At 65.9% G+C, this 19,606-nt stretch carries 16 protein-coding genes; 9 read left to right on the top strand and 7 right to left on the bottom strand.

From position 1 onward, the window contains the following. Nucleotides 1-135: 135 nt before the first annotated feature. From IVA79_RS27755 to IVA79_RS27740, 4 genes are all read right to left on the bottom strand, one after another. Complete coding sequence (locus IVA79_RS27755) at nucleotides 136-801, bottom strand: OmpA family protein (RefSeq protein WP_247559023.1); 666 nt, start codon at nucleotides 799-801, stop codon at nucleotides 136-138. Beyond that, entirely contained in the window at nucleotides 801-1,217 is a 417-nt protein-coding gene (locus IVA79_RS27750; RefSeq protein ID WP_247559021.1) for a hypothetical protein, read from the bottom strand. The genes IVA79_RS27755 and IVA79_RS27750 overlap by 1 nt, the downstream gene beginning before the upstream one ends. 89 nt (nucleotides 1,218-1,306) lie before the next feature. Then, entirely contained in the window at nucleotides 1,307-1,594 is a 288-nt protein-coding gene (locus tag IVA79_RS27745; RefSeq protein ID WP_247559019.1) for a type II toxin-antitoxin system HicB family antitoxin, read from the bottom strand. A 10-nt stretch (nucleotides 1,595-1,604) separates the two neighbouring features. After that, entirely contained in the window at nucleotides 1,605-4,199 is a 2,595-nt protein-coding gene (locus IVA79_RS27740; RefSeq protein WP_247559017.1) for a UvrD-helicase domain-containing protein, read from the bottom strand. Between the two features lie 237 nt (nucleotides 4,200-4,436). Between IVA79_RS27740 and IVA79_RS27735 the strand changes: the two genes are divergently transcribed. Further along, a complete protein-coding gene (locus IVA79_RS27735; RefSeq protein ID WP_247559015.1) occupies nucleotides 4,437-4,610 on the top strand; it encodes a DUF1328 domain-containing protein in 174 nt (57 codons plus the stop codon). Between the two features lie 3 nt (nucleotides 4,611-4,613). On the opposite strand, the gene IVA79_RS27730 is transcribed toward IVA79_RS27735, so the two are convergent. Further along, a complete protein-coding gene (locus IVA79_RS27730; protein WP_247559013.1) occupies nucleotides 4,614-5,117 on the bottom strand; it encodes a thioesterase family protein in 504 nt (167 codons plus the stop codon). Between the two features lie 83 nt (nucleotides 5,118-5,200). Between IVA79_RS27730 and IVA79_RS27725 the strand changes: the two genes are divergently transcribed. The 3 genes from IVA79_RS27725 (at nucleotide 5,201) to IVA79_RS27715 (ending at nucleotide 8,416) form a co-directional block, all read left to right on the top strand. Then, nucleotides 5,201-6,625 (top strand): FAD-linked oxidase C-terminal domain-containing protein, encoded by a 1,425-nt coding sequence (locus IVA79_RS27725; protein ID WP_247559011.1) that lies wholly within the window; start codon nucleotides 5,201-5,203, stop codon nucleotides 6,623-6,625. A gap of 101 nt (nucleotides 6,626-6,726) precedes the next feature. Beyond that, nucleotides 6,727-8,013 (top strand): Spy/CpxP family protein refolding chaperone, encoded by a 1,287-nt coding sequence (locus IVA79_RS27720; protein ID WP_247559009.1) that lies wholly within the window; start codon nucleotides 6,727-6,729, stop codon nucleotides 8,011-8,013. A 37-nt stretch (nucleotides 8,014-8,050) separates the two neighbouring features. Beyond that, nucleotides 8,051-8,416, top strand: coding sequence for a hypothetical protein (locus tag IVA79_RS27715; RefSeq protein ID WP_247559007.1), 366 nt, complete (start codon nucleotides 8,051-8,053; stop codon nucleotides 8,414-8,416). A 53-nt stretch (nucleotides 8,417-8,469) separates the two neighbouring features. Here IVA79_RS27715 and IVA79_RS27710 read toward each other — a convergent pair whose 3' ends face one another. Beyond that, on the bottom strand, nucleotides 8,470-9,942 hold the full coding sequence (locus IVA79_RS27710) for a caspase family protein (protein ID WP_247559005.1): 1,473 nt from the start codon (nucleotides 9,940-9,942) through the stop codon (nucleotides 8,470-8,472). 427 nt (nucleotides 9,943-10,369) lie between these two features. Here IVA79_RS27710 and IVA79_RS27705 point away from each other — a divergent pair, with 427 nt between their 5' ends. From IVA79_RS27705 to IVA79_RS27695, 3 genes are read left to right on the top strand one after another with little or no spacing between them, the layout of a single operon-like run. Next, nucleotides 10,370-11,401: a TRAP transporter substrate-binding protein gene (locus IVA79_RS27705; RefSeq protein ID WP_247559003.1), complete on the top strand. Its 1,032-nt coding sequence runs from the start codon at nucleotides 10,370-10,372 to the stop codon at nucleotides 11,399-11,401. Nucleotides 11,402-11,408: 7 nt separating this feature from the next. Continuing rightward, complete coding sequence (locus tag IVA79_RS27700; protein ID WP_247559001.1) at nucleotides 11,409-13,262, top strand: TRAP transporter large permease subunit; 1,854 nt, start codon at nucleotides 11,409-11,411, stop codon at nucleotides 13,260-13,262. Nucleotides 13,263-13,275: 13 nt separating this feature from the next. Then, entirely contained in the window at nucleotides 13,276-14,253 is a 978-nt protein-coding gene (locus tag IVA79_RS27695; protein ID WP_247558999.1) for a hydroxyacid dehydrogenase, read from the top strand. On the opposite strand, the gene IVA79_RS27690 is transcribed toward IVA79_RS27695, so the two are convergent. After that, on the bottom strand, nucleotides 14,250-15,416 hold the full coding sequence (locus IVA79_RS27690) for an ABC transporter substrate-binding protein (RefSeq protein ID WP_247558996.1): 1,167 nt from the start codon (nucleotides 15,414-15,416) through the stop codon (nucleotides 14,250-14,252). The two genes, IVA79_RS27695 and IVA79_RS27690, sit on opposite strands and share 4 nt — an antisense overlap. Nucleotides 15,417-15,739: 323 nt before the next feature. Here IVA79_RS27690 and IVA79_RS27685 point away from each other — a divergent pair, with 323 nt between their 5' ends. Next, nucleotides 15,740-18,130, top strand: coding sequence for an EAL domain-containing protein (locus IVA79_RS27685; RefSeq protein ID WP_247558994.1), 2,391 nt, complete (start codon nucleotides 15,740-15,742; stop codon nucleotides 18,128-18,130). 104 nt (nucleotides 18,131-18,234) lie between these two features. Next, nucleotides 18,235-19,533, top strand: a complete 1,299-nt coding sequence (locus tag IVA79_RS27680) for an MFS transporter (protein ID WP_247558991.1) — start codon at nucleotides 18,235-18,237, stop codon at nucleotides 19,531-19,533. The last annotated feature ends 73 nt before the right edge of the window (nucleotides 19,534-19,606 follow it).

Below are 19,606 nucleotides of genomic sequence, written 5' to 3'. Positions count from 1 at the left end.
CTGAGGCTATAGCACTGGACCGGGCGGTGCACAAACCGGCGCTTTTGTCGCGCAAAACCGCATTGGTGCGCCCCGGACAGGCTACAAAACGATCAGGACTTCAAGGGGTTCCGTCAGCCGCGAGGCCGCGTTCGCTCAGCGTTTCTTGGCGGGCTTTTTCGCCGCAGGCGCAGGCGCCGCAGCCGGATGCGCCTCTTCAGGCAGCTTGGCATAGGTCAGGATTTGCAACTGGCCGTTGGCGGCCGAGGTCGGCCTGGCCCGGTCGAGAAACTGCTCCTCGCCGAGGCCGATCGGATGCAGCCGCTTGGTCGAGATCTTGAACGTGTTCACCAGCACGTCGCGGATCGCGTCCGCGCGGCGCTGGCTCAGGATCGCATTGGCCTCGCGCGTCTTCGAATTGGATTCGACATGGCCGACGATCAGGAACGTGTAGGGCAGCAGCGAGGAATGGACCAGCGCGTCCGCGATGCGGCCGACGGTCTGGTAGGAGGCCGGCTGGATGATCGGCGTGTCGGCATCGAACTGGATCTGCGCGTTGAAGGCGGGCAGCTTGGCGAGGTCAGGCGCGATCAGCGGCCGGTTCACCGGACCCGGATCGTTCTTGATCCTGGTCTTGGCGCGCTCCATCACCTGATGCTTCAACGCGGGAAGATCGACCTCGGCGGCTTCCTCGAAATGGTTGAGCTTGCCGACGATGTCGTCGCGGGTCGGCGCCGCCGTCTGCGCGCGTGCAGCGCCCGCGAGCAGGGCGAAGCCCAGCGCGATGCCTAGTCCGGCAGTGGAGAGCCCCTTCGCGCGCATCAACGATACCCCGCGTCGTCGACGGCCTTGAGGCAGTTGTTGCTGATGCCCTTGGGCGTCGAGACCAGGCAGGGGACCGACTTGCTGGTCTCCTTGGTCGAGCCGCCGCAGACCTTGACGATCTCACGCTGGCAGGCGTTCGCCACCGTGACGCGCGCGGCGACGCGCTTCTGGATGGCGTCGAACACGCCGAGATAGTCGCTCTGGCACTGCGGGGACAGCACGTCGCGGTTGCGCGACAGGCACTCTTTCAGGCGGGTCGAGTCCGGGTTGACGCCGCGGCAATTGGCGACGATTTCCGCACCGCAGCTCGCCGCCAGCTTCCCGATCGAATCGCCAAAGCTCATGGTCTCCGCCGCGCTGAGCGACGGCATCCCCAATGCAAGCACGATCAATGTGACGGAGCCCCGGACCATGGGTTGCATCTGATACGGGGAAGTTCGCGGTGGTCAAGGGCTGTTCGGGCGAGAACTGTCAAAGGTTCGGCCAGTGCGGCGAACAGTCCTCACTCGGTGCCATCGGAAAGGGGCGGCCAGTCGATCAGGACGACCGTGTGTTTCCCCACATCGTCGGCAAACTCGGGATCGGCCTTGAGCTGGTCCAGCGTCCGCGGCGAGGGGAGCTGACGGCCGTCCGCGGTCAGCTCCTGCGCATAGAACGCGAGCGCCTCAGGCGCATTCTCCAGGGCCTCGTCGACGTCATCGCCACCGGAAATGCAGCCGGGCAGGTCGGGAAACCAGACGCTGACGGCGTCCGGATCGGTGTCCTCGATGATGGCAACGTACTGAGCCATATCGCGGGCCTCACGCCCGCTGCACGAAGCTGTCCACGACCTTCTTCTCGCCGGCCTTGTCGAAGGCGATGGTGAGCTTGTTGCCGTCGATCTTGGTGACGCGGCCGTAGCCGAATTTCTGGTGGAAGACGCGGTCGGACAGCGAGAACTCCGAGGTGGTGCCGGTCGATTTGGCGACCAGCTCGCCCTCGATCGTTAGGGGACCGCGACGGCGCGAGGAGAAGCTGCCGAAATCGGGGCCCGATGATGAGGAGGAGAACGTTGCGGCCTCTTCCTCGAAGCCGCCGCTTCGGCCGCCGCCATTGCGGCCACCGCTGCGGTTGCGGTTGGCCTGGGCGCGCTGCCAGCCCGGGGTCGAATAGGTGGAGCCGAACGCTTCCATGTCGTCGAAGCGCGAGGCGCCGTAGCCGCCGGTGCCGCCCCAGGCCGAGCCGCCCTTGGATTCCGTGATCTCGACATTGGCCGCCGGCAATTCGTCGAGGAAGCGCGATGGGATCGTGGTCGACCAGGTGCCGTGGATACGCCGGTTGGTCGCGAAATAGATCATGGCGCGGCGGCGGGCGCGGGTCAGGCCGACATGGCCGAGCCGGCGCTCCTCTTCGAGGCCGGCGCGGCCCTGTTCGTCCAGCGTGCGCTGGCTCGGGAACAGGCCTTCCTCCCAGCCGGGCAGGAACACATTGTCGAATTCCAGCCCCTTGGCCGAATGCAGCGTCATCAGCGACACCGCGTCGTCCTCGGCGCCACCGTCGCGGTCCATCACCAGCGAGATGTGTTCGAGGAACCCTTGCAGGTTCTCGAACTCCTCCATCGAGCGCACCAGCTCTTTGAGGTTCTCCAGCCGGCCTGCGGCGTCCGCCGAACGGTCCTTCTGCCACATCTCGGTATAGCCGCTCTCGTCGAGCACGATCTGGGCGAGATCGGTGTGGGCGGTGACCTCGCGCTGGGCGCGCCAGCGGTCGAACTGGGCGACGACGTCGCGAAGGGAGCCGCGCGCCTTCGGCTTCAGCTCGTCGGTCTCGACCACCGCGCGGGCGGCTTCGAACAGGGGAATGCGGCGCTTGCGGGCGTGGTCGTGCAACATCTGCACGGTGGCATCGCCGAGGCCCCGCTTGGGCACGTTGACGATGCGCTCGAAGGCGAGATCGTCGGCCGGGGAGTTGATGACGCGCAAATACGCCAGCGCGTCGCGGATTTCGGCGCGCTCATAGAAGCGCGGGCCGCCGATGACGCGATAGGGCAGGCCGAGCGTGACGAAGCGGTCTTCGAACTCGCGCATCTGGTAGGAGGCGCGCACCAGGATCGCGATCTCGTTCAGCTTCTCGCCGCGGCGCTGGATCTGCTCGATCTCCTCGCCGATGCCGCGGGCTTCCTCTTCCGAATCCCACGAGCCGGTGACCGTGACCTTCTCGCCGTCCTGGTCCTCGGTGCGCAGCGTCTTGCCGAGCCGGCCTTCATTGTGAGCGATCAAATGCGAGGCGGCGGCGAGGATGTGGCCGGTCGAGCGGTAATTGCGCTCGAGGCGAATGACCTTGGCGCCGGGGAAATCGTGCTCGAAGCGCAGGATGTTGTCGACCTCGGCGCCGCGCCAGCCATAGATCGACTGGTCGTCGTCGCCGACGCAGCAGATGTTTTTGGTGGGGGCTGCAGGAGCCGCAATTGCCGCGCGCTCCGTCATTCCGGGATGCGCCGAAGGCGCAGACCCGGAATCTCGATCGTCGGACTCACTGCTGGATTCCGGGTTCGGCTCTTCGGGCCGCCCCGGAATGACGGTGGGTGTGGTTGGCTTCGATGGCGCCTGCGACAGCAGCCGCAGCCACAGATATTGCGCGACGTTGGTGTCCTGATATTCGTCGACCAGGATGAACTTGAAGCGCTGCTGGTACTGCCGCAGGATATCCGGGTGCTCGCGGAAGATGCGGATGTTCTCCAGCAGCAGATCGCCGAAATCGGCGGCGTTCAAAATCTTCAGCCGCTCCTGATAGCTCGCATAGAGCTTACCGCCCTTGCCGTTGGCGAAGGTGGCGGCCTCGCCCGAGGGCACCTGCGAAGGCATCAGACCGCGGTTCTTCCAGCCGTCGATCAGGCCGGCGAGCATGCGCGCAGGCCAGCGCTTGTCGTCGATGTTCTCGGCCTGCAGCAACTGCTTCAGTAGCCGCACCTGGTCGTCGACGTCGAGCACGGTGAAGTTCGACTTGAGCTGCGCCAGCTCGGCGTGGACGCGCAGGATGCGGCCGCCGATGGAGTGGAAGGTGCCGAGCCAGGGCATGCCTTCGACGGCGTGGCCGAGCATCTGGCCGAGCCGGTGCTTCATCTCGCGCGCGGCCTTGTTGGTGAAGGTCACCGACAGGATCTCGGCGGGACGGGCGCGGCCCTGGCTCAGGATGTGGGCGATCCGCGTCGTCAGCACGCGCGTCTTGCCGGTGCCGGCGCCGGCCAGCACCAGGACCGGGCCGTCGAGCGTCTCCACCGCCTCGCGCTGCTCCGGATTGAGGCCGGAAAGGTATTTCGGGCCCACGGAGGCGCGCGCACGCGCGGCGATGCCGCCGGCGGCGGGCTGGTGGTCGGGGACGGTTGTGATCTTGCTCGGCTCGGTCATGCGAATCATCGGCCCCACGATGGCACCGCGGGGTGGCGGAAGGGAGCCTTATTAACAGGGATTGGTGCCTATATGGGGCGGCGGGACGAGGTTTTCCACGTGCGCGGCCCGTCAATTTGTTCCTGCGGGCCCTGCGAATTTCGCCCCTGTGCCGGCCGGAACCATCGTTCCGGCGTCGAGATTGTCTGGCAGGTGGCGCGGCCAGCCGCGCCAGATGCAGACAGACATCAAGACGAGGGTTTGACCATGCTTGGCTGGGTTGTGACGTTTCTGGTTATCGCACTGATCGCAGGCATCCTGGGCTTTGGCGGCATTGCCGGCGCTTCGATCGAGATCGCCAAGATCATCTTCTTCATCGCGGTCGTTCTGTTCCTGGTCTCGGCCGTGGTCGGCTTCGCGCGGGGCCGCAACAGGATATAGCGCTTACCGAGAGGGCATCGCCACGTTTCGGCCGATGCCCTCGGGCCGCGGTACGGCGCTGTGGGCCTTTGTGACCGCAGCGACACGCTCACGGATATCGGGCGGAAGCGGCGCGACGCGCCGCGTTGTCATGTCCATGTGCAGCGACATGTTCTCGGACGTCGCCGACAGCCAACCTTCGCTCGCGTGTCGCATCTCCTCGAAGGTGTGCAGCCGCTTGTCGTCGGCCTCCAGCAGCCAGACCAAGATCTGCACGGGATCGCCGAGATGGATCTCGCGCAAATAGCGCACGTGGCATTCGGCGGTGAAGCTCGAGCCGCCTCGCTCCGTCATGTAGGCCGGCCCCATCCCGAGCTCGAGCCAGAGCTGGTCGATCGCGCGGTCGAACATCACGTTGTAATAGGCCATGTTGAGGTGGCCGTTGTAGTCGATCCATTGCGGCTCGATCTGCATGATCGAGGCGCGAAACGGCTCCGCTTGGGGCGGTGAGGCGGCAGTCTCCGGCATATGTTCTCCCTAGAATGCGTCCGGTCGCTTGACTTGACCGGTTTTATGTCCTTTGCCACGGTTCTTCTGTCGGGAGGAATTCCGTGGGTACGACCATCACCAATAATCCGCCGCGGCCGGAGCCGAAAGCCCTTGCGAGCGCGCTGGAGCAGCTTGCCGCACGCTTCGGCAACCGCCTGATCACCTCGCAGGCCGTCCGCGAGCAGCACGGCCATACCACCACCTGGCTCCCCAACCAGCCGCCGGATGGCGTGGTGATGGCGCAGGAGACCGCCGACATCCAGGACGTGGTGCGGATCTGCGCCAAAAATCGCGTCCCCGTCATTCCCTTCGGCACCGGTACCTCGCTCGAGGGCCAAATCAACGCACCCGCCGGAGGCATCTCGATCGATTTGCGCGACATGAACAAGGTGCTGGCGGTGCATGCCGAGGACCTCGACTGCGTGATCCAGCCCGGCGTCACCCGCAAGGCGCTGAATGAGCACCTGCGCGACCAGGGCCTGTTCTTTCCGATCGATCCCGGTGCGGATGCCTCGCTCGGCGGCATGGCCTCGACCCGCGCCTCCGGCACCAACGCGGTACGTTACGGCACCATCCGCGAGAGCGTGCTGGCGCTGAAGGTGGTGCGTGGCGACGGCGAGATCATCACCACAGGCACGCGTGCGAAGAAGTCATCCGCGGGCTATGACCTGACGCATCTGTTCGTCGGCGCCGAAGGCACGCTGGGCATCATCTCGGAATTGACCATTCGCCTCCGCGGCATTCCCGAGACCATCGCGGCCGGCGCGGTGTCGTTCGAGACCGTGCACGGCGCTTGTCAGGCCGTCATCCTGGCGATCCAGACCGGCATTCCCGTGGCGCGCATCGAGCTGCTCAACGCTGCGCAGGTGCAGGCCTGCAACGCCTATTCGAAGCTGACCTTGCCGGAGACGCCGCTGCTGCTGATGGAATTCCACGGCAGCGAGGTCGAGGTCGCCGAGCAGTCCAAGGCCTTTGGCGAGATTGCGAAGGAGTGCGGTGGCGGTGATTTCTCCTGGACCACCAGGCCGGAGGACCGCACCAAACTGTGGCAGGCGCGGCACGATGCCTATTGGTCAGTGAAGGCGCTGCGTCCCGGTGACAGCATCGGCGTGGTCGCGACCGACGTCTGCGTGCCGATCTCGCGGCTCGCCGATTGCGTCAGCGAGACCGAGGAGGATCTCAAGCGTCTCAATCTGCTGTCGCCGATCGTCGGCCATGTCGGCGACGGCAATTTCCATTGCTCGCTGGTCTGCGACACCAATGACGCGGGCGAGATGGCGCGCGGCGAGGAGTTCATGCATCGCCTGGTCGAGCGCGCGCAGGCGATGGACGGCACCTGCACCGGCGAGCATGGCATCGGCCAGGGCAAGCAGAAATATCTCAAGGCGGAACTGGGCCCCGAAGCGCTGGACGCGATGCGGGCGCTGAAAAAGGCGCTCGACCCGCTCAACATCTTCAACCCCGGCAAGATCGTGCCGGAGGCATAAGGCCTGCGCTCCAGGGGCCGGGAACTTTTGGCAGTGCTGCCGGTTCCAATTCCCGCCAAGTTCCGATGCCTCAATGGCCGGACTGTGCGCGGGAGGGTGCGATGGTGCGACCGGTCATTGGAATTGCCGCGGTGGCTTTTGCCTGCATGCTGGCGGGTGCGGCCTTGGCGAAGGGCGGACATGGCGGCGGCCATGGAGGCGGGCATGGGGGTGGTCATCATGGCGGCGGCCATTTTCGTGGTCACGGCGGTGGGCACGCGCACGGCGGCGGGCATCATCGCGGGATGCGGTTCTCAACTGGCGCCCGGCGCGGCGGCCCCAATTTCGGTCAGATCCGCAATGCGGCGGTACGGCCGGCGAACTTCCGCAACGCCCTGAATTCCAGCGCATTTCGTAATGGCCGGCTGATCAGCAATCCAGCGGCGCGCGCGCAGTTCGTGACCGCGGCCGCACTGGCCGGCTGGAGCGGCGCAAGCAGCGGCTGGTGGCAACATGCGGGTGGCGGCTATGGCTGGGTTGGGCCGCTGTTCTGGCCGTTCGCCTACAACGACCTCTACGACTACACGATCTGGGGCGACGGGCTCGGCTTCTGGGGCTACGGCTATCCGGACATCTATGCCGGCATTTTTGGTCCCTATGGTTATGATCGCCTGTCGGCCTATCTGCCGCAGCAGCCGCAGGGACGACGACGGGCGCGCAGCGCGCCGCTCGATCAGCTCTGCGGCAGCGACCGCCGTGCCATCGTCGGCCTGCCGATCGACCAGATTGCAGCCGCGGTGCAGCCAAGCGATGCTCAGGGCGCCGCTCTCGATGCGCTCGGCAATGCCTCGGTCGATGCCGCAGCGCTGATCCGCACATCCTGCCCGACGCAGGCCGCAGCGACGGCCCCTGGCCGGCTCGCGGCGATGCAGCAGCGCATCGAGGCAATGCAGAAGGCGGTCGAACTGGTCCAGCCGGCGCTCGACAAGTTCTACGGTTCGCTCATGGACGAACAGAAAGCGCGCTTCAATGCGCTGGCTGACGATCAACGTCGTGCGACGGCATCGAACAACGCGAGCGGATCGCCGGTGCAGAATTGCTCTGTGCCCGCCGCGTTCGATTGGCCCGGCGCCACGATCGAGGAGAGGCTTCGTCCGAGCGACACCCAGCGCGCGGCGCTCCAGGTGCTGCAGGATACCAGCGCCAAGGTCAGCGCATCGCTCAAGGCGGCCTGCGAGCCCAATGAGGTGATGACACCGCCGGCCCGCATGGCCGCGATCCGCAAGCGCCTCGACGTGATGCAGGACGGGATCAAGTCGGTGCGTGCGGCGCTCGATGATTTCTATGCCACGCTGAACGACGAGCAGAAGGCGCAGTTCGAGGCGATCGGGCCGCGCCGCGTTTCCTGAACACGCTGCAAGCGAACCGAGGGGGGACCGGAATCGGATGAGGTGGTTTGCAAGGCCGCGCCCGGCGGACATCTGGGACGAGCCGGTCCAGGGGCCGATCGGCGACATCGAAGCGGCCGACCGCATCCGCAATATCTGCCTGCATGCGAGGGCTTGTGCGGAGGCCGTCGGAACTTCCGCGCAGTCCGGCGAGCGCGAACGCTACGAACGCGCGGCGCGCACCGCGATGGAGATCGCGATGAAGATCTCCGACGATCTGATGCGCGACGACGCCGTCCGCCGCATCGTCGATCTCTGCATGAAGGCCGACGACATCAAGACCGCCCAGATCCTGTCGCGCGCAATCCAGGCCAACTGGGTTCGCGAGGCCGTGCAGCGGGACTATCCTGCACTCTCGGAGTAGAATCCGGCTCGCGCGTCGGCACTGGCCGGAGGCCGTGTTTGTGCCCGACCGGCTCAGTATCGCCGGTAGTCGCCACGATAATGGTCACCGCCGCTGCGGCCGCCAATTCCCAAGCCGATTCCGATGCCGATGCCGACGCCTTGCATGATGGCACCGGGCGGCGGCCCTGGAGGCGGCGCGCGCTCGTAGACGACTTCCTCGGGCGGAGGCCGGCGCTTGGGCGGCGTCTCGACCACCTTGCGCTTCGGCGGGGTATCGTCCACGCGCTTCTTGATCACGGGCGCGACGCTCGGATTGACGGGCGTTGCCGGCGGCTGCGGCGCCGAGCACGGGCAGGTCGGCGCCATCGCGACCGCGACCGGGGTCGCCGCGGCGGCGACAGGCACGCCATAATTTCGGTTCTGCACGCGCAGCAGCAACCGGCGCGCGGTCGCGGCGAGGTCACTGTTATCCCAGTTGGCGAGATAGGCTTCGAACGAAGCGCGGGTGTTGATCGCGGTCGCGCGTTCCCAGGCCAGCATCTGGCGCCGCCGTTCCAGCACCGTACGCACGCGCGGCGTGCGGGTGTCCTGCGCGTACAGCTCGATATAGGCCTGATACGCCTCCACGGTGTCGTCGGTGATCACGAGCTCATAGGCGGCCGTGGCCGGCTTGCCCTGCAAGGTCTTGCGCCAGTCCTCGACGCTGCGCGTGCCGCTGGCGAGCGCCATCGCCGATGCGCCGGGAATAGCGGGCGTGCTGCCGCTGCTCTCGCCGAAGAACCTGAAGTCGGTCGTCAGCGAGGAGCTTTCCCAGGGGATCTGCCTTCCGTCGGTCGATTGCGCGACGGCGACGCGGATGCGCTTGAACACCTCCTCGATCGGAAGGTTCGGCTGCTTGGCGACGGTGAGTGCTGCGGTGGTGTAGGGGCTGTCGATGCCGTTGCCGTCCTCGGCTTCGGCGCCGGGCGAGGTCGAATAGGAGATGAACGAGCCGGGCGCACCGGCCTTGGTGTCGACGATCGCAAGGCCGTGGCCGGCGCCGCTCAGCGCGGGGAACGGATTGTTGCGGCAGGCATCGAGCATGAAGATGCGCGCCCGCGTCGGCAGCGCGCCGAGCGTGTTGAGCATGTCGTTGAGCCGCACGCCCTGCAGCGGAATGTCGGCCTCGCGCTTGGGATCGAGATCAACGGGAACGAGATAGTTCTCGCCGTCGATCTGTAAGCCATGGCCGGCATAGAACACCAGCGCCACGGTGTCGGCGCCGCTGGCGCTGACCTTGCCGGCGAAATCCGAGATCGCCGCGCGCATCTCGATCTGCGCCAGATTGGCGGCCGTGGTGACGGTGAAGCCGGCATTGCCGAGCAACTCGGTCATGCCCTTGGCGTCGTTAGCAGCGTTGGGCAGTTCCGGCACCGTGCGATAGGCGGACTGGCCGATCACCAGCGCGAGCCGCGCTTCGGCGGCGGCGTCCGTCGGTGCCATCAGTTGCGTGAGCGCAAGAAAACCGGATGCAAGAAGCAAATTGGAAAAGACTGGACGGCGCATGGTGTCACCTCCGTCGGCAATGCGCGCGATGATGCCACTTTTTCTAGGGCGCCGCCATCTGTCCGTCTGTGCACTGGATCACGTTCGGCGTGCGGCAAAATGGGGCAGCGTGCCTGCCGGAGCCGGAAGGCATCGTTCGCGGCTCATCCATGTGAATTACGCATTGATCCATGCTCCTATTGGATTGATATCGATCCTGCGCGACAGCACCCGTTGCGCGGATGTGGCTGCAGGCCGATCCTTCAGCGCGAATTCCCGGTGAATCGTCGCCATTCCGGAGCGCTTGCGGACTGCTATACGCGCATCATGCCGCTCTGCGGCTGTCGGCGGCCGCGCTTGCCTGTGCCGTCGCTTTGGCCATACAGTTCGGGCAACAGGCTGCGGCAACGACCGCGGCAAACAAAAACAATGTGGGAGAGACCGCACCATGACCATCGTGCCCGTGAACCGTCGCGCGTTCATCAAGTCATCGGCGGCGGTCAGCGCCGGTCTTGTGCTCTCCCCCGCCATCATCGGCCGCGCCGAAGCTGCGACGTTGAAGCTGAAATGCTCCTCCTCGCTGCCGAACGATCCCAAATTCGCCAACGGCCGGGTCTACTACGACAATCTCGTCAAGAGCCTGAAGGCGAACGGGCTTGGTGAGCAGGTCGAGGTCGCCTTCTTCCCCGACAACCAGCTCGGCCAGGAGATCGACGTCATCAACTCGGTGAAGCTCGGCGTCATCGACCTCATGGTGTCGGGCTCGTCGATCTCGGCCAACCTGGTGCCGCTGGTCGGCACTTTCGATCTCGGCTTTCTGTTCTCGAGCTTCCCACAGCAGACCAAGGCGTTCGAGGCCGGCGCTGCCAAGCCGATCGAGGACGCGCTGCTCAAGGGCGGCAACATCCGCATCATCGCCTGGGCTTATAATTTCGGCTCGCGCAGCGTGCTGGCAAAGAAGCCGGTGAAGACGCCGGAGGATCTCGCCGGCCTCAAGATCCGCACCCTGCCCAATCCCGTCATCACCGAATGCCTGCGTCTGATGGGCGCCGCCGCGACGCCGCTCGCGTTCGGCGAGATTTACACGGCGCTGCAGGCCGGCGTGCTGGACGGCCTGGAGCACGATCCGCCGACGATCCTGGCCAGCAAGTTCTTCGAAACGTCGAAGTCCTACGCACTGACGCAGCACAATTTCTCGCCGCTCGCGATCTATTTCAGCGACATGACCTACAACCGCATGGACCCGAAGATGCGCGAGGGCTTCCTCGATGCCGCCAAGAAGGCCGCGGCCGACACCCGTGCCCACGGGCTCGCGGTCGAGAAGGAGGCGCTGGCGACCTTGACCGAGAAGGGCGTGACGGTGGCCGAATGCGATCGCGAGGCCTTCAGGAAGCGCGTCGCACCGCAGACCGAGAACTTCATCAAGGCACGGCCTGAATCGAAGGCCGTCATCGACATCATCCGCGCGACGCAAGCTTGATATGACGATGACAGCCGCCGTGCCCGTCTCGGGCGGCCGCCATGGCAGCATCACGCTGCTGCTTCGCCTCAGCGACGCGATTGCGGCCATTCTGCTCGCCGCCGATCTCGTGGTGGTCTGCGCCTCCGTGCTGCTGCGTTTCTTTTTCAACGCGCCGGTCGAATGGTCGGACGACGTCGCGCGCGGGCTGATGGTCGGCTCGGCCTTTTTCGGCGCGGCGAGCGCGCTCGCGCGGGGCGAGAATGTCGGTGTCTCCTTCTTCCGCGATCTGCTGCCGGTGCGTTTGCGCACGCTGGTCGATGCGGCGAGCGCCCTGCTGGTCGTGCTGATCTCCGGCTATGTCGCCTATCACGCCATCAAGCTGGGATCGCTGACGGCAGGCCAAACCACCGGCTCTGGCCTGCCGCTGGAGTTGACCTTCTATCCCATGGGCGTCGGCGCCCTGTTCATGACGGTGTTCGCGATCGACCATCTCTGCGCGCGGCCGCTTCCTGATATCGTCAGGGGGCTGGTTGCGATCACCGTCGTCACCGGTCTTTATCTGGCCTGGGATTATCTGTCGCCGTCCTCGGTGCCGTCGGCAGGCACTCTGATGCTGATCGGCTTCTTCGCCACCCTGTTCGGCGGCTTGCCGATCGGCTTCGCGCTGGCGCTGGCCGCGCTCATCTTCATCTGGGTCGAGGGCGCCTTGCCGGGTGTCATCTTCGCCCAGCAGATGGCGCGCGGCATCGACAATTTCGTGCTGCTCGCGATCCCCTTCTTCATCCTCGTCGGCTACCTCATGGAAGCCAACGGCATGTCGGTGCGGCTGATCGAGCTACTGCAGCGCGCGGTGGGGCGCATGCGCGGCGGGCTGAACGTCGTGATGGTGGCCTCCATGGTGCTGTTCTCGGGCATCTCCGGCTCGAAGATGGCGGACGTTGCCGCGGTTGGCTCCGTTCTGATCCCGGCGGCGCGCCGCTCCAGGCAGAATCCGGGCGGCGCTGTGGCGCTGCTCGCGGCCTCCGCAGTGATGGCCGAGACCATCCCGCCCTGCATCAATTTGATCATTCTGGGATTTGTGGCGAACCTGTCGATCGGTGGCCTGTTCGTCGCGGGCCTGCTGCCGTCGGCGCTGATGGCGGCCGTCCTGATCGCGGTGTCCATCATCTTCGGCAAGCGGCCGGATAGGATCGAGGAGGTCGAGCCGCAGATGCCGGTGTCGGGGCTGTGGAGCGGCGCGATTGCCTCGTTCGGCCTCATCTTCATGATCTTCTTCGGCTTCAAGAGCGGCTTTGCCACCGCGACCGAGATCTCGGCCTTCGCGGTGGCCTATGCGCTCGTCGTCGGCAGCGTGGTGTTCCGCGAGCTCGACTTCAAATCGGCCACGCACAGCTTCGTGCAGGCCGCGACGCGCGCCGGTCTCGTGCTGTTCATCGTCGCCGCCGCGCAGTCGCTCGCGTTCACGCTGACCTTGCAGCAGGTCCCGCATGCGGTCGGCGATTTCATGCTCGGATTGTCAAAGACCTCAGGCGTCTGGCTGTTCATCCTCTTGGCCATCGCCGTGCTGATCGTGATGGGCTCTGTGCTGGAAGGCGCGGCCGCCCTGATCATCTTCGGGCCGCTGCTGTTGCCGGTCGCGGTGCAGCTCGGCGTCGATCCCCTGCATTTCGGCGTCGTGCTGGTCATCGCCATGGGCATCGGCCTGTTCGCGCCCCCGCTTGGGCTCGGGCTGTACGGCGCCTGCCTGATCGGCAACGTGCCGATCGAGCAGACCGTGAAGCCGATCATGGGTTATCTCGGCCTGTTGTTCCTCTGCCTGCTCGTCATCGCCTTCGTGCCATGGCTGAGCACCGCGCTGCCGCGGGCATTCGGCTATTGAAGGAGACTTTGTCGTGAAGGTTCTGCTCGCTCACACGCCGGAGATGCGGCGCAACTATTACGGCGACCGCAGCCTGAACGGCCTGCGCGCGGCGGCGGAGGTGATCCTGCATGAGGGCGACGCGCCCCTGGACGCCGCCGGCCTCGTGCATGCGGCGAAAGACGTCGACATCATCGTCGCCGACCGCATGACGGAGGGGCGCGGCGAGATCTTTGCGCAGCTGCCGCATCTGCGGGCCTTTGTCCGCTGCGCCGTCGACATCCGCAACGTCAATGTGGATGCGGCCTCAAAGGCCGGCGTGCTCGTGACCCGCGCCGGGCCCGGCTTCGTTCAGGCGGTCGCCGAGCTCGCGCTCGGCTTCATGGTCGATCTCTCCCGCGGCGTGTCGCGGACCACCGCCGACTACCAGGCCGGCCGCAAGCCGGAGGCGCGGATGGGCCGCCAGCTCGCCGGCAGCAAGCTCGGCATCATCGGCTATGGCAGCATTGGGCGCTACCTTGCCGAAGTGGCGAAGGTGTTGCGCATGGAGGTGCTGGTCGCCGATCCCTTCGCTGATGTCGGCGACAGCGCGATCAGGCATGTCTCCCTCGACGAACTCCTCGCCGGGTCGGACTACGTCGTCTGTCTTGCGATTGCCAACGAGGAGACCGAGAATCTGATTGGCGAGGCGGCACTCGCGCGCATGCAGAAGCACGCAATGTTCATCAATCTCTCGCGCGGCAATCTCGTCGACGAGGCCGCGCTGGCGCGCGCCTTGCGCGATGGTCGCATCGCCGGCGCGGCGATGGATGTCGGCCGTGCCCCCGATCAGATGCCGACGCCGGAGCTGGCGAAGCTCCCCAACGTCGTCGCGACGCCGCATGTCGGCGGGCTGACGCCGGAGGCGATCGAATATCAGTCGCTGGAAACCGTGCGGCAGGTCGAGGCGATCGTCAAAGGCGAGGTCCCGCAAGGCGCCGTCAATGCCGACCGCTGGACGCGGCGGCCCTAAAGCCGATCCACCGCCCGGAACGTCCCGTCCTTCTGGATCACCGTCAAAAACACCTTCGGCGGCGTGTCGAGCATGCGCGGGCCGACGCTGACGATGCTGCCGCTGAGGTCGAAGTGGCCGACATCGTTGATGGCGCGGAGCAGGCTTGCGCGCGTCGGCTTCGACCCGGCCTTTTCCAGCGCCGCAGCCGCGAGGCGGCCGGAGAGATAGCCTTCCAGCGACACGAAATCCGGTGTCAGTGCCGGATCGAACGCTTCCTGCGCCGCCTGGTAGTCGGCGACGAGCTTGAGCGAGCGATCCCAGGGAAACGGCACGACCTGGGAGACGATGACGCCTTCGCCGTCAGGGCCGAGCTCCTTGGCGAGCGCAGTGGCGCCGACGAAGGAGATGTTGACGAAGGTCGGATAGAAGCCGCTGCGGTGCGCGAGCTTGATGAACTCCGCGCAGGGGCCATAGGTCCCGACCATCACGATGGCCTCGGGTTCGGCGCGCTTGATCATGCGCCAGGCGGCCTTGACCGCGCGCGTGTTGCGTTCGAACGTGCCTTCGGCGGCAAGCTCGAGGCCGCGCCTGGCAAGCGCGCGCTTCACACCGGTCAGACCATCGCGGCCGAAGGAATCGTCCTGGTAGAAAATGCCGATGCGGGTGAAGTGGCGATCCTCGGTGAGGTGCTTGATCCACGCTTCGGCCTCCGCACCGTAGCTCGCGCGGATGTTGACGACGTTTGCAAGCTCGAGGTCGCGAAGGAATTCAGCGCCGCTGAACGGGCCGATGAAGGGAACGTTCCTGGCGCTGGTGATCGGAATGGTCGCCATCGCGGTCGGCGTGCCGACCGCGCCGATCAGCGCGAACACCTTGTCGTCCTCGATCAGGTGCAGCGTCTCGGCCACCGAACGGTCGGGATCGTAGCCGTCATCGCGGCTGATGAGCTGGAGCTTGCGGCCGTGGACGCCGCCCTTGGCGTTGATCTCTGTGAACGCCGCGACGATGCCTTGCCGCAAGCGCTGTCCAAGCGCGGAGGAGGGGCCTTCCAGCGTGGCGGCCTGGCCGAACAGGATCGCATCCTCGCTGACGCCGGCCTCCTCTCCCTTGGATGCGAGCGTGGTCGCGGCGAGGAGCACGATGGTCAGGACGACGGATCTCGCCGATCGAATTCGATACATCGGGATGTTTGCCGGGTAATTGGAAGAGCCTCACGCAACATATCCCTGCGAGCCTGAATAGCTCGCTAAGCGACGCCGTGTCGAAGGTCCGTAGTACTCCGGGCAAAACCGGCAACTCGTTTCCACTATGCCGGGTCATTCGCGGACTTCATTAACTAATTCACGCGTTGCATAACGGTCGGCTTTCGAAATTGTGCAGTTCTTAACCGCGGTCTTGTTCCGATAGCGGCGCCGGTGCCTCAACCAGAGGTTCGGCGTCGCAGACAGGGGGCGGCGGCTTCAAGATGGGCGATCGCGATCAGAACGGTCAGGATCGAAGGCGTATGACCGGATGGTGGCGTGCGGCGCCGCTGCTCGGACTCTATCGCCCTGCGCTCGTCGCGGCCGGCGTCGGTCTCCTGTTCTCGCTCGTGGGCGCCGCCGCCGTGGCGCGGTGGGAAGATCGCGTCAACAGGATCGAGTTCGAGAACGCGGCCGAAACCGAAGCGATCGTCATGCAGAACGGCATGGGCGAATACATCTCCAGGCTCCTCGCACTGCGCACGCTGTTCGAATCGACCAGCGACGAAGTCACCCGCAGTGAATTCGAGACCTTCAGCGCCCGCCTGTTCGAGCGCCATCCCGGCATGCTGCGCATTGCCTGGCTGCCACGCGTCAACCGCAAGGAGCGCTCCGAATACGAGGCCGCGGCGATCGCGGACGGCGTGTCCGGCTATCGCATCAAGTCGCTCCAGGGCGAGAGTTTCGCGACCGCGCCGCAGAGCGACGAATATTTTCCGGTGTTCTACTCCACCCAGCCGAGGACCTCCCAAGTCTACGGCATGGACTACGCCACCGTTCCGGAGCGCCGCGCGGTTCTGCAGCGTGCGCGCGACAACGACAAGATCGCGGCCATGCGTACACGGCTGTTCGAGCCGAGGGAGGGGGGCCGGCTGCCCGATGTCCTCGTTGCCGTTCCCGTCTATGCCAAGGGTACGTCGCGCGAGACGGACGCGGACCGGCGCCGCAATCTCGCCGGCTTCGTGGTCGGCATCTTCGACCTGCCGCTGCTGATCCAGACCATTCGCGTGACCACCAGGGCAAGCCCCGCCGTCAGCGTGAACGTCTATCCGCCCTTCAGCGCGCAGATCGTCAGCCTTGAGCAGATGCTGCCGGACTATTCGTCGGTGGCCACGGCGCCGCAGTCGATGCGGGACGTCGCACGGGCGCTGCACTGGTCGGGAAGTCTCAAGATCGGCGATACCGATTGGCAGGTGCGGGCGGTGCCAACTGCGGGCGGTCCGCTGGAGACGAACTATGATCGCGCGGGCGCGGTGCTGATCGTCGGCATGCTGCTGACGCTGTCGCTGTCGACTTATCTGTTGCTCGCGAGCCGCAACTCGCGGCGGCTGTCGCTGGCCAACCGGCGGGTGCTCGAGCTCGCCCAGACCGACATCCTGACCGGCCTGCCGAACCGCGCCTTTTTCCTCGCCCGGCTCGATGAGCTCAATGGCCGGCTGGAAGACGGCGGGCCGACCTTCTCGATCCTGATGCTCGACCTCGATCGCTTCAAGAATGTCAACGACTCTCTCGGTCACGGCGCCGGCGACGCGCTGCTGCGCCAGGTGGCGCAGCGGTTGAAATCGGCCGTGCGCGCCAGCGACGTGCTGGCACGGCTCGGCGGCGACGAATTCGCCATCATCCAGGAGCGGTGCCAGGATCAGCGCGCCTGCTCGACCGAGCTGGCGGCGCGGATCGCCAAGCTCCTGACCGAACCATTCCTCCTGCCCGGTCACCGCGTCGAGATCGGCACCAGCATCGGCATCGCCATCGCGCCGGATCACGGTCGCGATCAGGAGCAGCTCCTGAAGAAGGCGGACCTTGCGCTCTACCGGTCGAAATCGGCGGGCCGCAACTGCTTCACCATCTATGACGAAGCGATGTCAGCCGAGCTGGAGGCCCGCAACACGCTGGAGGGAGATCTGCGCGACGCCATCGCGCGGTGCCAGTTGGAGGTGCATTACCAGCCGTTCGTCGACGCCCTCAGCGGCGAGCGGCGCGGCTTCGAGGCGCTGGTGCGCTGGCGGCATCCGACGCGCGGCCTGATTCCGCCGGACCAGTTCATTGCGCTTGCGGAGGAGACCGGGCTGATCGTGCCGCTCGGGGAATTCGTGCTGCGGCGCGCCTGTGCGGACGCGGCCGGCTGGCCCTCCGGCCTCGCGGTCGCCGTCAACCTGTCGCCGATCCAGTTCAAGGAGGCCGAGCTGTTCGAAATGATCTGCGCGGCGCTCGCCGATTCCGGCCTGCCGCCCCAGCGGCTCGAGATCGAGATCACGGAATCCGTGCTGCTGGAGCGCGGCAGCGAGAACCACGCCTTCATGCAGCGGCTGAAGCAGCTCGGCATCGAGCTCGCGCTCGACGATTTCGGCACCGGCTATTCCTCGCTCAGCTATCTGACGGCGTTCCCGTTCGACAAGATCAAGATCGACAAATCGTTCATCCGCAACCTCACGCATCAGCCGCGCAGCTCCGCCATCATCTCCTCGATCGTGACGCTGGCGCGCGGGCTGGACATGTCGGTCACCGCCGAGGGCGTCGAAACCCGCGAGGAGTTCGACCGGCTGAAGGCGCTCGGCGTCAATTTTGCGCAAGGCTATCTGTTCGGCCGCCCGCAGCCGATCGAGCGGATCCTGTTCGATGCGCCCGTCAAATCGTCACGCCGCGACGCCGCGTGAGATCATGCTGAAGCATCCCGCTCAGCGGGCATGCGCGAAAAGCGCTTGACCCGGACAGCCTCAGATGGTCGGAAGGACCGTCTAGGGATGAAATAAGCACAAACATGCGACTTCCGTTCTTCTACGGCTGGGTCGTGGTCGCCGTGACCTTCGTCACCATGGCCATCGGCGTCAACGCGCGTACCGCCTTCTCACTGTTCTTTCCTCCGATCATCTCCGAGTTCGGCTGGGAGCGTGGCGTCACTGCCGGCGCCTTCTCGTTCGGCTTCGTGGTGTCGGGTGTGGTCAGTCCGTTGATCGGCCGCCTGATGGATCGCGCCGGCCCGCGCGCGGTGATGGAGCTCGGCGTCGTGCTGATGGGCGGCGGGTTGTTGCTTGCGCCGCTCACCAGCACGCCCTGGCATCTCTATGTGACCATCGGCGTCATGGTCGGCGCCGGCTCGGTGTGTCTCGGCTATTCCGGCCAGTCGCTGTTCCTGCCGAACTGGTTCATCCGCAAGCGCGGCTTCGCCATCGGCATCGCTTTCGCCGGCGTCGGCATCGGCTCGGTGACGTTGCTGCCTTGGGTGCAGCACATGATCGAACAGACCGGCTGGCGCACCGCCTGCACGGCGATGGGGCTGCTGATCCTGATCGTGCTGGCACCGGTCAATTTGTTGCTGCACAAGCGTCCCGAGGATATCGGCCTGCAGCCGGACGGTGATGCCGCCCCAGCCGCGGGAGCGGTAAAGCCCGTCTCCAACGTCGTCGATCCGGTCTGGGTCGGCACCGAATGGACGCTGAAACGCGCCGTCGCGACCGCGCGGTTCTGGTGGATCGCGCTCGGCTATTTCTCCGGCCTGTACATTTGGTACGCCGTGCAGGTGCATCAGACCAAATTCCTGCTCGACATCGGCTTCAGCCCTTCTGTCGCGGTGTGGGCGCTCGGCATCGTCAGCCTGCTCGGCATTCCCGGCCAGATCCTGCTCGGCCATGTCTCCGACCGGATCGGGCGGGAATGGGTGTGGGCGATCAGCTGCGCAGGCTTTGCGATCTGCTTCGCGGCGCTGATGGCACTGAAGTTCCAGACGTCGCTGTGGCTGGTCTATGTGATGGTGGTCGCGCAAGGCGCGCTCGGCTACGGCCTCACCTCGATCATGGGCGCAGTGGTGTTCGAGATTTTCCAGGGCAGGCACCAGGGCAGCATTTTCGGTACGATCATGCTGGCGGCGCTGGCGGGTGGTGCGGCCGGTCCCTGGGTGACCGGCTTCCTGTACGATCGCGCCGGCGACTATACCCTCGCCTTCGGCATCGCGATGGCCGTGAGCGGATTGTCGGCGTTCTCGATCTGGCAGGCTGCGCCGCGCAAGGTGCGGGCCGTGGCCGGTCGGCTGCACAAGCTCCAGGGCCGAACCGCGGAGTAAGTTCCAGACGCGCTGCATTGCCCGGATTTATTTCGCCGAACGTTAAGGACGTGGCAGCTTGGCGAACGCAATC

The organism is Bradyrhizobium sp. 138 (assembly GCF_023074075.1).
GTDB lineage: Bacteria > Pseudomonadota > Alphaproteobacteria > Rhizobiales > Xanthobacteraceae > Bradyrhizobium.
This window is presented reverse-complemented; position numbering and strand designations above follow the sequence as displayed.